Origin of the sequence: Pseudomonas sp. TNT2022 ID1044 (genome assembly GCF_028656895.1) — a bacterium.
Lineage (GTDB): Bacteria > Pseudomonadota > Gammaproteobacteria > Pseudomonadales > Pseudomonadaceae > Aquipseudomonas > Aquipseudomonas reinekei.
The window spans coordinates 763776-779064 of record NZ_JAMDHB010000001.1; the positions used below are offsets into that span (position 1 = coordinate 763776).

A 15289-nucleotide genomic window follows, 5' to 3' on the forward strand; every position below is an offset into this window, starting at 1 on the left:
CCCCCGAGAATGGAAGCGATACGGCGGTGATTCTGAGAATTCTCCATGCTCATCGGTAGCTATTCCCCCACGCTGGTCATCATCTCGTTGTGTGTGGCGATCCTCGCCTCTTACACCGCCCTCGACCTGACCGGCCGTATTGCCACGGCCAGGGGGCGTGCCGTGCATCTATGGACTGCGGGTGGCGCGTTTGCCATGGGCGTGGGCATCTGGTCGATGCACTTCATCGGCATGCTCGCCTTCAAGTTGCCCATCGATCTGGGCTACGACATCGCCATTACCTTGCTCTCGCTGCTGATCGGCATTCTTTCCAGCGGCTTCGCCCTGTGGCTGGTCAGTCAGCCGCAATTACCGCTGTGGCAACTGGGCTTCGGTGCGTTGGTCATGGGAGCCGGGATCAGTGCCATGCACTACACCGGCATGGCCGCCATGCGCATGCAGCCGGGAATCGACTACGACCCGACGCTGTTCAGTACCTCGCTGTTCATCGCGGTCGGTGCGTCCGGTGCGGCGTTGTGGATCGCCTTCAACTTGCGTCAGCACACGCCTTACGTGCGGCTGATTCGTGGCGGGGCGTCGGTGATCATGGGGATCGCCATCGTCGGCATGCATTACACCGGCATGGCGGCGGCGCAATTTGCCGATGGCAGCTTCTGTGGCGCGGCCACCAGTGGCCTGAACGGCAATGGTCTGGACAACCTCGTACTGATCACCACCCTGGCGGTGCTGAGCATCGCCTTGCTGACCTCGATCCTCGATGCACGCCTGGAAGCCCGCACCGCCGGCCTGGCGAAGTCCTTGACCGAGGCCAATCGTGAGCTGACCCAACTGGCTTTGCACGACACCCTGACCGGTCTGCCGAACCGGGTGCTGCTGGCCGACCGTATCGATCAGGCCATGTCGCGGGTGGACGGCGAGGGGGGGTGTTTTGCCCTGATGTTCATCGATCTGGACGGCTTCAAACCGGTCAACGATGCGTTCGGCCACCATATGGGTGACCAGTTGTTGCGTGAAGTCAGCCTGCGCTTGCGCGAAGACTTGCGCAACCAGGACACGCTGGCGCGGATCGGTGGCGATGAGTTTGTATTGCTGGTGCAACTGAGTGAACCCAATGACGCGATGGGGCTGGCGGCACGGCAGGTCAGCCTGATCGCCCGGGCTTTCCGCGTCGCTGAACATGACTTGCAGATCTCCGCCAGCGTGGGCATCGCCCTGTATCCGGGCAATGGCCAGAGCGCCCATGAATTGCTGATGAATGCCGACGCGGCGATGTACCACGCCAAGGGCGCGGGCAAAAACGGTTACAGCTTTTTCGACGCATCGATGAACAGCAACGCGCGCAAGCAGCTGCAACTGTTGCAAGACCTGCGTAATGCCGTGGAACATCAACAATTCAGTCTGCATTACCAACCCAAGTTCGATGCCAACAACGGCCGTCCCGTCGGTGCCGAAGCGCTGTTGCGCTGGGAGCACCCGACCCAGGGCATGTTGCTGCCGGACAAGTTCATCGAGCTCGCGGAGAAAACCGGGCTGATCATTCCTATTGGCGAATGGGTGCTCAACGAAGCCTGCCGCCAGATGCGCGAATGGTACGTGCTGGGTTACACCGACTGGCGTATCGCGGTGAACCTTTCCGCGTTGCAGTTCTGCCATGCCGGGCTGGTGCAAAGCGTTGCCAAGGCGTTGGCCACGCACCATTTACCGGCCAACAGCCTGACCCTGGAAATCACCGAAACCACCGCCATGAGCGATGCCGACGCGAGCATGACGGTATTGCAGGAGCTGTCGGACATGGGCGTCGACCTGTCCATCGACGACTTTGGTACCGGCTATTCGAGCCTGATGTACCTCAAGCGACTGCCGGCCAACGAGCTGAAGATCGACCGCGGGTTTGTGCGTGATCTGGAGCGCGACAGCGATGACGCGGCGATCGTCTCGGCGATTGTCGCCCTCGGTCAGGCGTTGGGCTTGCGCATCGTCGCCGAAGGTGTGGAAACCGGTGTGCAGCAGGACTTCCTGACCCAGCTCGGTTGTGATTCGCTGCAAGGCTATCTGCTCGGCCATCCGTTACCGGCAGAACGCTTCATGCTGGAAATCCACCGCGCCGAACAACTGGAAACCGCCTGACCGGTGGCACAGGTCCATGCAAAAACCGCCAAGGACAGTTATTCTTCCCCTCGACGCTTACGCTTGAATTGGGGAAAGCTTGCATGGATAAAGTCATCGTCATCACTGGTGGCAGTCGCGGTATCGGTGCCGCCACCGCCCTGTTGGCCGCCGAACAAGGTTATCGGATCTGCATCAACTACCTGGCCGATGAGCAAGCCGCGCAAAGCGTGCTGGAGCAGGTTCGAGCCCTCGGCGCCCAAGCCATTGCCGTTCGCGCCGATGTCAGCATCGAAGACGAAGTGATTGCGTTGTTCAATCGAGTGGACGCCGAACTCGGCCGGGTCACGGCGCTGGTGAACAACGCCGGCACCGTGGGGCAAAAGTCCCGGGTCGACGAAATGTCCGAATTCCGCATCCTGAAAATCCTCAAGACCAACGTCCTGGCCCCGGTGCTGTGCGCCAAGCACGCCATCCTGCGCATGTCCCCCAAACACGGCGGGCAGGGCGGCAGCATCGTCAATGTATCCTCGGTCGCGGCCCGCCTGGGCTCGCCCAATGAATACGTCGACTACGCGGCATCCAAGGGCGCGCTCGACACCTTCACCATCGGCCTGTCGAAGGAAGTGGCCGGTGAAGGGATTCGCGTCAACGCGGTGCGGCCCGGCTTCATCTACACCGATTTTCATGCCCTGAGCGGCGATCCGGACCGCGTCAGCAAGCTGGAATCGGCGATTCCCATGGCTCGTGGCGGGCGGCCGGATGAAGTGGCCGAGGCCATTGTCTGGTTGCTGTCGGACAAGGCGTCGTATGCGACGGGGACTTTTGTTGACCTCGGTGGCGGGCGCTAGCGCCGGGCATTAAAAGTACGCAGCCTTTCAGAACGACCGGACGATGCGCCCCAACGTTTCCATTGCCTTTTCCGAGTCCTCGGTCCAAGGGCTGCCGTAATTCAAACGAATGCAATTCCTGAAGCGCCGGGCCGGTGAAAAAATCGGCCCCGGCGCGATGCTGATCCCCTGCGCCAACGCCATCTGGAACAACTTCAATGAATCCATCTGCGCTGGCAGTTCCAACCACAAAAAGTAACCACCGGCCGGTTGGCTGACGCGGGTCTGCGCCGGAAAATAGCGGGCGATGGCCGAGAGCATGGCGCTCTGCTGATCTTCCAGCGAATGACGCAGTTTGCGCAGATGCCGGTCGTAGCCACCGTGTTGCAGATAGTCGGCGATAGCGGCCTGGGCCGGCATCGATGCACATAGCGACGTCATGAGTTTCAGCCGTTCGATCTTTTGCGCGTACCGTCCGGCCGCGACCCAACCGATCCGGTAACCGGGGGCGAGGCTTTTGGCGAAGGAACCGCAGTGCATCACCAGCCCTTCGGTATCAAACGCTTTGGCCGGTTTCGGCGCCTGCTGCCCGTAATACAACTCGGCGTAGACATCGTCCTCGATCAGCGGCACTTGATGGCTGCGCAGCAGTTCCACCAATTGCTGTTTCTTCGCTTCGGGCATGGTCGCGCCCATGGGGTTCTGGAAGCTGGTCATGCACCAGCAGGCCTTGATCGGGTGGCGTTCCAGGGTTTGCGCCAACACCCCGAGGTCGATGCCGTCGCGCGGATGCACCGGGATTTCCACGGCTTTGAGCTTCAGCCGTTCCAGGATTTGCAGGCAGGCGTAGAACGCCGGGGCTTCGATGGCCACCAGGTCGCCGGGTTGAGTCACCGCTTGCAGGCACAGGTTCAGCGCTTCGAGGGCTCCGTTGGTGATCAGCAATTCTTCCATGGGCAACATCAGTCCGCCGACCATGTAACGCAGGGCTATCTGCCGCCGAAGCTGTGGATTGCCCGGTGACATGTCGGTGACCACCATGCGCGGGTCCATATCGCGGCTGGCACTGGCCAGCGAACGCGACAGACGTTGCAGCGGAAACAGGGTCGGGCTGGGGAACGCTGAGCCGAAGGGCACGGTGTTGGGGTCTTTAATCGAGTCGAGGACCGAGAACACCAGTTCGCTGACGTCGACTTCGGTGGACTCGTTGACCTGGCTGCTGATCACCGGCTCGGAAAACGGGCGCGGCGCATGGGCATTGACGAAATAGCCGGAACGCGGCCGGGCGCGAATCAGGCCACGACGTTCAAGCAGGTAATAGGCCTGAAACACCGTGGACGGGCTGACGCCGTACGTCTGGCTGGCGTAGCGCACCGAGGGAACGCGCTGGCCGGGACCCAGGACGCCGGAGCGGATCAGTTCAGCGATGTCGTCGGCGAATTTTTCGTAGCGTTTCATCGTTAGCCCGCAATCGAATCGATTAACTGTGGCGAGGGAGCTTGCTCCCGCCCGGCTGCGCAGCAGTCGCCAATTTTTCAGGGGCGCTTCGCCCCCCAGCGGGAGCAAGCTCCCTCGCCACAAAGGACTGCATCTTAAAGGCTCAACGGTTCATCGGGGCAACAAACCGGCTTTTTGCCACGCTGTAGATGCCGGGGTCATCACTGTCGACCACCTTGAAGCTGATGCTCTGCGAGCTGCTGCTCGGCCGTTCAGTAGTCATCGCCACCGACACCGGCACGTCGACAATCTCGCCGGGGGCCAGGCTCAGGTCGGTCTTGCCTTGCAACTGAAAGCCGTCTGCGCCGACGAGGCTCAGGTGATAGTCCTGACGCTGTTGAGTCTTGTTGATGATTTTCAGACTGTAGATGTTTTCGATCTGCCCCTGACTGTTCTCGCGGAACAGGCCGCGGTCCTTGCTGACGTCCAGCGACACCATCGGCCGCTCGATGAGCGCCACCACCAGCGCAGCGATCATCACCAGCAGCACGGCGGTGTAACCGATCAGTCGCGGTCGCAGCAGGTGCGTCTTGCCACCCTGCAACTGGCGCTCGGAGGTGTAGCTGATCAAACCTCGCTCATAGCCCATTTTGTCCATGATCGAGTCACAGGCATCAATGCACGCCGCGCAACCAATGCATTCCATCTGCAAACCGTCGCGGATGTCGATGCCGGTCGGGCAGACCTGCACGCAAAGCTGGCAGTCGATGCAATCACCCAGGCCGGCCTCGGCCGGTTTGACTTCACGTTTACGCGGGCCACGGTTCTCGCCACGGGCGACGTCGTAGGAAATGGTCAGGGTGTCTTTGTCGAACATCACACTCTGGAACCGCGCATACGGGCACATGTGCATGCACACCGCTTCGCGCAGCCAGCCGGCGTTGATGTAAGTCGCGCCGGTAAAGAACAACACCCAGAACAGGCTGACACCGCTCATTTGCAAGGTCAGCAATTCTTCGGCCAGCGGCCGGATCGGCGTGAAATAGCCGACGAAGGTCAAACCGGTGAGCAGACTGATGGCCAGCCATAACGTGTGCTTGGCCGAGCGGCGCATCAATTTGTTCAGGTCCCAAGGCGCTGCTTGCAGTTTGATGCGCTGGTTGCGCTCGCCCTCGGTGATTTTCTCGCACCACATGAAGATCCACGTCCAGGAGCTTTGCGGGCAGGTGTAACCGCACCAGACCCGGCCGGCGAACACGGTGATCGCAAACAGGCCGAACGCGGCGATGATCAGCAGCGCCGAGAGCAGGATGAAATCCTGCGGCCAGAACGTTGCGCCGAAGATGTGGAATTTACTTTCGGAAAGATCCCAGAGCACCGCTTGCCGGCCGTCCCAGTTCAGCCACACGGTGCCGAAAAACAACAGGAACAGAAAACCCGCGCCGCTCATGCGCAGGGTGCGGAACAGGCCGGTGAAGCTGCGGGTATGGATCAGGTTGTCGCTGGACGCGGCCTTCGTCTTCGCACGCGAAGGCTCATAGGTCTGGACGGTGGGTGCGCTGTCTACGGTTCGGACGGGGATTCTTTCGCTCATGGTCTTTCGCTCATCAGCCTCCATCAGGCGTGAGCACTATGAGCGTCGATCTGTTTGCATAACAGACTCAGGTATTGCAATAAAAAGCAGATCAGATGGCGGCTGCGAGCCTTGCTGCGACAAGTTGAAGCATCTGTCGCAGCGGCCCGTAAACGCCGGTCTCAGGCACTTGCGGGTGGTTGATCTAAATCAGTCAAATCACCGAATCACTGTCGGTGGCCTTCAAGTGTCGGCGCCCATCAATGGCCCCTGCCACGGTCAATGCGTCGGCTTCAGCTTCGGTGATGTAAATGCGCTGGCCGTTGAGGTCCACCGCCGACATGGCTTTGGCCCCGTCAGTGACAATCGTGACGTCCGGACACAGGCGAATTTCCTCGCCATGTTCGGTGGTGAAAAAGCAGGTTTCGTTTTCGATGCGCACGGTCATGGCGTGATCCTTTTTCAGCGGGTGCCTGAAAGGTTAGGGCCCCGGAAACTGCCATCGTTCGGTGCAACCGATTAATGGTCGCTGCGGTCCATCTTTCATGGACCTTCACAAGGACAGCGCCAATGAACGCCTGGTGGCATGAAGTATGGGTGACCCTGCAATCGGAGTTCGCCGGCATCGGCGACGCTTCGCAGCTGACCCGCGTGACCGTGCGTCTGCTGACGGCGGCGGTACTCGGCGGGATACTTGGTTTCGAGCGTGAGCACAAGGGCAAGGCGGCGGGCGTTCGCACCCATATGCTGGTGGCGATTGGCGCGGCGCTGTTCGTGCTGGTGCCACAAATGTCCGGCTCGCAGGCGGACGCCATGAGTCGCGTCATCCAGGGCGTGATCGCCGGGATCGGCTTTCTCTGTGCCGGCACCATTCTGAAAAACGAAGAGGGCGATGAAGGCCACGTCAAAGGCCTGACCACCGCAGCGGGTTTGTGGATGACCGCCGCGATTGGCCTAACGTCGGGGTTGGGGCGCGAGGCGACAGCGGTGCTCAGCACCTTGCTGGCGTTACTGGTATTGGGTGTGATGCCCCGCGTGGTGAAGCTCTTCGAAAAAGACCAGCAACCGTAGGAGCCGCCCTGAAGCGGCTCTTCAGAGCCACGATCAACTGTCTTCATTCAGGCGTAACAATCACCGGTGGCATGGTCGTTGGCGGTTCTTCCCTTGGCGGCGGGTTGGTCCCGGGTGGTTCTTGTTCGGGCACCGGTTGCGGATCGCTCGGCGGGATCACCGGGTTGTCGATGTTCGGATCGGGCGTCTCAGCGGGGAATGGATTGTTCATCGTCCTGCCTCCAGTGGCACATGGCGTGAGTCGTGCTTAAGTTGATTGACCACTGGGCGAGGGAATTGATTCCGGCCAATTGCCTATGAACTTTTCGCGGTGGCAGTCGCTCGGAACCTAAGTGAGTTCATTGCCGGGCGGCTGGCCCGACGGGAAGACATCCAGACACAAGAGCGTCCATGGGGCGTAAGGAGAGATGCTCGATGACGGCTGAAAAACCGACTGAACTGAGCTACAACCCGCACATGCCACTGTCGCAAGCGCTGTTGCTGCCGCGCATTGCCATTGAAAACACCATGCCGACCCTCGACGGTGGCCAGTTTGCGGTCAAGGCCGTGGTGGGGCAGGACGTCGTGGTCACCAGCAAAGTGTTTGCCGACGGTCACGACAAGCTGGCAGTGCGCGTGCGCTGGCGGGCTGAAGGTGATGAAACCTGGCGCAGCGAAGTCATGACCGATGTGGGCAACAACGGCTGGCAGGGCCGCTTTCAGGTACCGGATCAGGGCCGCTATGTGTTTTGCATCGAAGCCTGGATCGATCAGTTCGCCAGTTTCCGCTATGAACTCGAGAAAAAACACGTCGCCGCCGTGCCGGTCAGCCTGGAGTTGCAGGAAGGGCGTCTGCACGTTCAGCAAGCCGCCGAACGTAGCGAAGGCCAACTGAGCGAACAGTTGGCGGCGTTGCACCATGAGTTGTCGGGCCTGCTCGAAACCGAGCAGGTCGCGTTGTTCCTGCACCAGCGTAGCGCCGAGTTGATGGCTCAGGCCGACCACCGTGCCTACTTGAGCCATAGTGCCGAGTTTCCCATCGACGTTGAGCGCGAACTCGCCCGGTTCGCCAGTTGGTATGAGCTGTTCCCGCGCTCGATCACCGACGATCCGAAGCGCCACGGCACCTTCAATGACGTGCACTCACGCCTGCCGATGATTCAGGACATGGGCTTTGACGTGCTGTACTTTCCGCCGATCCATCCGATCGGTCGCAGCTTTCGCAAAGGGCCGAACAATTCACTGACCGCAGGACCGGACGATCCGGGCAGCCCCTATGCCATTGGCAGCGAGGAGGGCGGGCACGAAGCGATTCACTCGCAGCTGGGCACCCGCGAAGACTTCCGTCGACTGGTAGCCGCAGCGGCGGAGTATGGGCTGGAAATCGCCCTCGACTTCGCCATCCAGTGTTCCCAGGACCACCCGTGGCTCAAACAGCATCCGGGCTGGTTCAACTGGCGCCCCGACGGCACGATCAAATACGCGGAGAACCCGCCGAAGAAATACCAGGACATCGTCAACGTCGATTTCTATGCCGTTGAAGCGATCCCCAGTCTCTGGGTGGAGTTGCGCGACATCGTCGTCGGCTGGGTCGAGGAGGGGGTGAAGATTTTTCGCGTGGACAACCCGCACACCAAGCCGCTGCCTTTCTGGCAATGGCTGATTGCCGATGTGCGGGCCTTGTACCCCGAGGTGATCTTTCTGGCCGAAGCCTTTACCACGCCGGCGATGATGGCGCGGCTGGGCAAGGTGGGTTATTCCCAGAGCTATACCTATTTCACCTGGCGCAACAGCAAGACCGAACTGGCAACGTACTTCACCGAGCTCAATGAATCGCCGTGGCGCGAATGCTACCGGCCGAATTTCTTCGTCAATACGCCGGACATCAACCCGGCATTCCTGCACGAGTCCGGGCGTCCCGGTTTTCTCATTCGCGCGGTACTGGCAACCATGGGCTCAGGCCTGTGGGGCATGTATTCCGGTTTTGAGCTGTGTGAGTCGGCAGCAGTGCCGGGCAAGGAGGAATACCTCGACTCCGAGAAGTACGAGATCCGTCCACGGGACTTCAGTGCACCGGGCAACATCATTGCCGAAATCGCCCAGCTCAACCGCATCCGCCGGCAGAACCCGGCGCTGCAGACGCATCTGGGATTGAAGGTCTACAACGCCTGGAACGACAACATTCTGTATTTCGGCAAGCGCAGCGCCGATGGCAGCAATTTCATTCTGGTGGCGGTCAACCTGGATCCGCACAACGTCCAGGAGGCGAACTTCGAATTGCCGCTATGGGAAATGGGCTTGTCCGACGACGCCAGCACCCAGGGCGAAGATTTGATGAACGGCCATCGCTGGACCTGGTACGGCAAATATCAATTCATGCGCATTGACCCGGCGTATCAGCCGTTCGGGATCTGGCGGATTACCGCTTCTTGAGTTCACCACCAACCCTGTGGCGAGGGAGCTTGCTCCCGCTGGGTCGCGAAGCGGCCCCATTTTTTTCAGGCTCATGCGATTAACTGTTTTTTGCGACTGCTACGCAGCCGAGCGGGAGCAAGCTCCCTCGCCACAAAAGCACCCATTCCAACGGGGCTTACTTTGAATTCAACAGGAGTTTCAAATGGCGAAGAAACCCAAGGCAGCCACCTTCATCAAAGACCCGCTCTGGTACAAGGACGCGGTGATCTACCAAGTTCACGTCAAATCATATTTCGACTCCAACAACGACGGAATCGGCGACTTTCCCGGCCTGATCGCCAAACTCGACTACATCGCCGAACTCGGCGTCAATACCATCTGGCTCTTGCCATTCTACCCCTCGCCACGCCGCGACGATGGCTACGACATTGCCGAATACCGTGGCGTCCACAGTGACTACGGGACCATGGCCGATGCCAAGCGCTTCATCGCCGAGGCGCACAAGCGTGGCCTGCGGGTGATTACCGAACTGGTCATCAACCACACTTCCGACCAGCACGCCTGGTTCCAGCGCGCGCGCAAGGCCAAGAAAGGCTCGGCGGCGCGGGATTTCTACGTGTGGTCCGACGATGATCAAAAGTACGACGGCACGCGCATCATCTTTCTCGACACCGAAAAATCCAACTGGACCTGGGACCCGGTGGCCGGCCAGTACTTCTGGCACCGTTTCTACTCGCACCAGCCGGACCTGAACTTCGATAACCCGCAAGTGATGAAAGCGGTGCTGTCGGTGATGCGTTACTGGCTGGACATGGGCATCGACGGTTTGCGCCTGGATGCGATCCCCTACCTGATCGAGCGAGACGGCACCAACAACGAAAACCTGCCCGAAACCCACGACGTCCTGAAGCAGATTCGCGCCGAGATCGATGCCAATTACCCGGACCGCATGCTGCTGGCCGAGGCCAACCAATGGCCGGAAGACACTCAGCTGTATTTCGGCGACACCGACAAGAAAGGCCTCAACGGCGACGAATGCCACATGGCGTTTCACTTCCCGCTGATGCCGCGCATGTACATGGCGCTGGCCCAGGAAGACCGTTTTCCGATCACCGATATTCTGCGCCAGACCCCGGAAATTCCGGCGAACTGCCAATGGGCGATTTTCCTGCGCAACCACGATGAGCTGACGCTGGAAATGGTCACCGACAAGGAGCGCGATTACCTGTGGAATTACTACGCCGCCGACCGTCGGGCGCGGATCAACCTGGGGATTCGCCGTCGACTGGCGCCGTTGATGGAGCGCGACCGCCGCCGCGTTGAGCTGCTCAACAGTCTACTGCTGTCGATGCCCGGCACGCCGACCCTGTATTACGGCGATGAAATCGGCATGGGCGACAACATCTACCTTGGCGACCGTGATGGCGTGCGCACGCCGATGCAATGGTCGATCGACCGTAACGGCGGGTTCTCCCGCGCCGATCCGGCCAGCCTGGTATTGCCGCCGATCATGGACCCGCAATACGGCTATCTGTCGGTCAACGTCGAAACCCAGGCCGGCGACCCGCATTCGTTGTTGAACTGGACCCGGCGCATGCTCGCCGTGCGCAAGCAATCCAAGGCGTTTGGCCGTGGCACGCTGAAAATGCTTTCGCCCACCAACCGCCGGGTACTGGCCTACACCCGCGAATACACAGGGCCTGACGGCAAGCACGAGATCATTTTGTGCGTGGCCAACGTTTCCCGAAGTGCCCAGGCGGTAGAGCTGGACCTGTCGGCGTACGTCGGCATGGTGCCGGTGGAGATGCTGGGCGGGAATGCCTTCCCGCCGATCGGCCAGTTGAATTTCCTGCTGACCCTGGCGCCTTACGGCTTCTATTGGTTCGGCCTCGCCGCCGAGAACCAGATGCCGAGCTGGCACGTGGAACCGGCGCAAAGCCTGCCGGACTTCACCACGCTGGTGCTGAAAAAACGCATGGAGGAACTGCTCGAAGCGCCGTCACGCAACACGTTGGAACAGAACATTTTGCCGACCTGGCTGCAGAACCGTCGCTGGTTCGCCGGCAAGGACGCGGCTATCGATCAGGTCGAGCTGGCCTATGGTGTGCGGTTTGGCGATGCCCAGCATCCGGTGTTGTTGAGTGAGATCGAAGTCACCAGCGGCGGCCAGACCAGTCGCTATCAATTGCCGTTCGGCTTCATCGCTGAAGACCAGTTCGGTGCGGCATTGCCCCAGCAACTGGCGCTGTCCCGGGTACGCCGTGGGCCTCAGGTCGGTCTGATCACCGATGCGTTCAGCCTGGAAAACTTCATCCGCGCCGTTTTGCAAGGCATGGATAACAACACCGTATTGCCCTCGGACGGTGGCGAAATTCGTTTCGAACCTACCGCTGAGCTGGCCAAGCTGGGCCTGACGGCCGAGTCGGAGGTGCGTTATCTGTCGGCGGAGCAATCCAACAGCTCGGTGGTGGTCGGCAACAGCCTGGTATTGAAGCTGATCCGCAAAGTGGCGTCGGGCGTGCACCCGGAACTGGAAATGAGCGCGTACCTGACGGCTGCCGGTTTCAGCAACATTTCGCCGTTATTGGGTGCAGTGGTGCGCCGCGACGCCGCAGGCGAAGACAACCTGCTGATGATCGCCCAAGGCTACTTGAGCAATCAGGGCGACGCCTGGGAATGGACGCAGAACAACCTCGAACGGGCCTTGCGCGACGAGTTGGCAGATGCCATGTCCGAGCAGGAGCAGCATTACAACGCCCTCGGCGAGCTCAAAGACTTCGCCGGCATGCTCGGTCAGCGACTGGGGGAAATGCATCAGGTGCTGGCGGCACCGAGCGCCAACCCGGACTTCGAACCGCACGTCACCACGGCGAAGGAAGCGTTGGCCTCGGCCAAGGACGTCGCGGCGCAAATCGAGCACGCCCTGAAGTTGCTCAAGCAACATCAAAACGAACTGAACCCCGCAGACAAAACACTGGTCAGCCGATTACTGGACAACAAAAAAGCCATCCTCGCCCATGTGCAGGCGTTGGCCAAAAAGACGGCCGGTGGCCTGCGAATTCGCGTGCATGGCGACTTGCACCTCGGCCAGGTGCTGGTGATCAAGGGCGATGCGTACCTGATCGATTTCGAAGGCGAACCCGCACGACCGTTGCACGAACGACGGGGCAAGCACAGCCCGTACAAGGATGTCAGCGGCGTCCTGCGTTCCTTCGATTACGCCGCGGCCATGACGATCAACGTGCACAACGTCGACAACACGGCTCAGGCCCAGGCGGCTCGCGAGCGAGTAGCGGATCGCTATTTGAGTGAAGCCAGGCAGGCATTTGTCGACGCTTATCGGCTGGCGGCAGCTACGCTTGGTCATGCGTGGCAAGATCCAGAAGGCGAGGACGCTGCGCTGGCGTTGTTCGGACTGGAGAAGGCAGCGTACGAAGTGGCTTATGAGGCGGAAAACCGCCCCGGCTGGCTGCCCGTGCCATTGCACGGTTTATATGGATTATTGAGTGGGCTTAAACCCTTTTCCGATCTTGGTGGAGAGTAGTCATGAGTTTCTCGAACAAGGAACAGGGTCATTATCACAAAGAAGCACTGTTGCCCAAGGCGCGGGACATTGATGCGCTGGTGCGCGCCGAGCACCACGACCCCTTTTCAATTCTCGGCCCCCATGGCGATGGCGCCGGCGGGCAGTTCATTCGGGCCTATTTGCCGGACGCTTTAAGCGTGCATGTGGTGGCCAAAGAATCCGGGGAGGAGCTTGGTCCGCTTGAGGCGACACAGACCCCCGGGTTGTTCGTCGGCCACTTCGATCGGGCGCAACCCTACCTGCTGCGTACGCGCTGGGCCGGCGGCGAGCAAACCGCCGAAGACCCTTACAGCTTTGGCGCGTTGCTCGGTGAGATGGATTTGTACCTGTTCGCCGAGGGCAATCACCGTGACTTGAGCAGTGCCCTGGGTGCGCAGTTGAAAACCGTGGACGGGGTTGAGGGCGTGCGCTTCGCGGTCTGGGCACCAAATGCCAGGCGAGTGTCTGTGGTCGGTGATTTCAACGTCTGGGATGGTCGCCGCCATCCGATGCGCCTGCGTCATCCCACCGGGGTCTGGGAGCTGTTTATTCCGCGCCTGCAAGCGGGGGAGGCCTACAAATACGAAATCCTCGGCAAGGACGGGATTCTGCCGCTCAAGGCCGACCCGATGGCGCTGGCCACCAGCCTGCCGCCGGACACGGCTTCGAAAGTCGCCTCGCCATTGAAAGTCGACTGGCAGGACCAGGACTGGATGCAGTCCCGTGGCGAGCGTCACCGCCCAAGTGCGCCGTTGTCGATCTACGAGTTGCACGCCGGTTCCTGGCAATGCGAACTGGACGATCTGGGCGAAGTGGCCCGCCAGTACACCTGGCCCGAGCTGGCCGAGCGGTTGATCCCGTATGTCAAAGAACTCGGCTTCACCCACATCGAACTGATGCCGATCATGGAGCACCCGTTCGGTGGTTCGTGGGGTTACCAGTTGCTGTCGCAATTCGCCACCAGTGCCCGCTACGGCTCGGGCGATGAGTTTGCAGCGTTCGTCAACGCCTGCCACCAGGCGGAAATCGGTGTGATCCTCGATTGGGTGCCGGCACATTTTCCCACCGACACCCACGGCCTGGCGCAGTTCGACGGCACCGCGCTGTACGAGTACGGCAACCCGCAGGAAGGCTTTCACCAGGATTGGGACACGCTGATCTACAACCTCGGGCGTACCGAAGTCCACGGCTACATGCTGGCGTCGGCGCTGCACTGGCTCAAGCATTTTCATGTCGATGGCCTGCGGGTCGATGCGGTGGCGTCGATGCTCTACCGCGATTATTCGCGCAAGGCCGGCGAGTGGGTGCCGAACCGTCATGGCGGTCGGGAAAACCTCGAGTCCATCGACTTCCTGCGCCATCTCAACGACGTCGTGGCGCTGGAAACCCCGGGGGCGCTGGTGATTGCCGAAGAGTCCACGGCGTGGCCGGGTGTCAGCCAGAGCACACAACAGGGCGGGCTGGGCTTCGCCTACAAATGGAACATGGGCTGGATGCACGATTCGCTGCATTACATCCAGCAAGATCCGGTGTACCGCGCCCATCACCATAACGAACTGAGTTTCGGCCTTGTGTACGCCTGGTCCGAGCGTTTCATCCTGCCGATTTCCCATGACGAAGTGGTGCATGGCAAGCATTCGCTGATCGACAAGATGCCGGGCGATCGCTGGCAGAAATTCGCCAACCTGCGGGCCTACCTGAGTTTCATGTGGGCGCACCCGGGCAAGAAACTGCTGTTCATGGGCTGCGAATTCGGCCAGTGGCGCGAGTGGAACCACGACCAGCAACTGGACTGGTACTTGCTGCAGTATTCCGAACACAAAGGCGTGCAGAAACTGGTCGGCGACCTCAATCGCCTGTACCGCGAAGTACCGGCGCTGCATGAGCAGGACGATGTGCCGCAAGGCTTCCAGTGGTTGATCGGCGATGACGCGATCAACAGCGTCTACGCCTGGTTGCGCTGGAGCAAGGACGGCAAACCGGTGTTGGTGGTGGCCAACTTCACCCCGGTGCCCCGTGAGGCTTACCGCATTGGCGTACCGTTTGCCGGGCGCTGGGCCGAGTTGCTCAACAGTGACTCGGCGACCTACGCCGGCTCCAACTATGGCAACAGCGGTGGTACCTCAACCGAGGAAGTGCCGAGCCATGGACAGGCGTTGTCGCTGGTGCTGAATCTGCCGCCGTTGGCGGTGTTGATGTTGAGTCCGCAGGGCTGATCCTGGACCGCGTCGCTTCTATCGCGGGCAAGCCCGCTCCCACAGGGATCACCGTTGTACCTGTGGGAGCGGGCTTGCCCGCGATGGCGTCAGCCCA

Annotated in this window: 10 protein-coding genes; 6 read left to right on the top strand and 4 right to left on the bottom strand. The window is 60.7% G+C overall.

Features of this window, described 5'->3' with window-relative positions:
* The first annotated feature begins 45 nt into the window (after window positions 1-45).
* Together M5G20_RS03435 and M5G20_RS03440 are read left to right on the top strand one after the other, a co-directional pair.
* Window positions 46-2127: a putative bifunctional diguanylate cyclase/phosphodiesterase gene (locus M5G20_RS03435; RefSeq protein ID WP_273917906.1), complete on the top strand. Its 2082-nt coding sequence runs from the start codon at window positions 46-48 to the stop codon at window positions 2125-2127.
* 83 nt (window positions 2128-2210) lie between these two features.
* A complete protein-coding gene (locus M5G20_RS03440) occupies window positions 2211-2957 on the top strand; it encodes an SDR family oxidoreductase (RefSeq protein ID WP_273917907.1) in 747 nt (248 codons plus the stop codon).
* Between the two features lie 27 nt (window positions 2958-2984).
* On the opposite strand, the gene mapR is transcribed toward M5G20_RS03440, so the two are convergent.
* The 3 genes from mapR to M5G20_RS03455 all read right to left on the bottom strand — a co-directional run bounded on the left by mapR (window position 2985) and on the right by M5G20_RS03455 (window position 6394).
* Window positions 2985-4394 (bottom strand): GntR family transcriptional regulator MpaR, encoded by a 1410-nt coding sequence (mapR, locus tag M5G20_RS03445; protein WP_273917908.1) that lies wholly within the window; start codon window positions 4392-4394, stop codon window positions 2985-2987.
* A 142-nt stretch (window positions 4395-4536) separates the two neighbouring features.
* Window positions 4537-5967 (bottom strand): cytochrome c oxidase accessory protein CcoG, encoded by a 1431-nt coding sequence (gene ccoG / locus M5G20_RS03450; protein WP_273917909.1) that lies wholly within the window; start codon window positions 5965-5967, stop codon window positions 4537-4539.
* 193 nt (window positions 5968-6160) lie between these two features.
* On the bottom strand, window positions 6161-6394 hold the full coding sequence (locus M5G20_RS03455) for a DUF3203 family protein (protein WP_273917910.1): 234 nt from the start codon (window positions 6392-6394) through the stop codon (window positions 6161-6163).
* A 122-nt stretch (window positions 6395-6516) separates the two neighbouring features.
* On the opposite strand from M5G20_RS03455, the gene M5G20_RS03460 reads away from it, so the two are divergent.
* Complete coding sequence (locus M5G20_RS03460; RefSeq protein ID WP_273917911.1) at window positions 6517-7017, top strand: MgtC/SapB family protein; 501 nt, start codon at window positions 6517-6519, stop codon at window positions 7015-7017.
* A gap of 43 nt (window positions 7018-7060) precedes the next feature.
* Here the strand turns inward: M5G20_RS03460 and M5G20_RS03465 are convergent, their stop codons facing one another.
* Window positions 7061-7228: a hypothetical protein gene (locus tag M5G20_RS03465; RefSeq protein WP_191635249.1), complete on the bottom strand. Its 168-nt coding sequence runs from the start codon at window positions 7226-7228 to the stop codon at window positions 7061-7063.
* Window positions 7229-7431: 203 nt separating this feature from the next.
* Here M5G20_RS03465 and M5G20_RS03470 point away from each other — a divergent pair, with 203 nt between their 5' ends.
* The 3 genes from M5G20_RS03470 to glgB all read left to right on the top strand — a co-directional run bounded on the left by M5G20_RS03470 (window position 7432) and on the right by glgB (window position 15192).
* Window positions 7432-9429 (top strand): alpha-1,4-glucan--maltose-1-phosphate maltosyltransferase, encoded by a 1998-nt coding sequence (locus M5G20_RS03470; RefSeq protein ID WP_273917912.1) that lies wholly within the window; start codon window positions 7432-7434, stop codon window positions 9427-9429.
* Between the two features lie 184 nt (window positions 9430-9613).
* Window positions 9614-12955 (top strand): maltose alpha-D-glucosyltransferase, encoded by a 3342-nt coding sequence (gene treS / locus M5G20_RS03475; RefSeq protein WP_273917913.1) that lies wholly within the window; start codon window positions 9614-9616, stop codon window positions 12953-12955.
* Between the two features lie 2 nt (window positions 12956-12957).
* A complete protein-coding gene (gene glgB / locus M5G20_RS03480) occupies window positions 12958-15192 on the top strand; it encodes a 1,4-alpha-glucan branching protein GlgB (RefSeq protein ID WP_273917914.1) in 2235 nt (744 codons plus the stop codon).
* The last annotated feature ends 97 nt before the right edge of the window (window positions 15193-15289 follow it).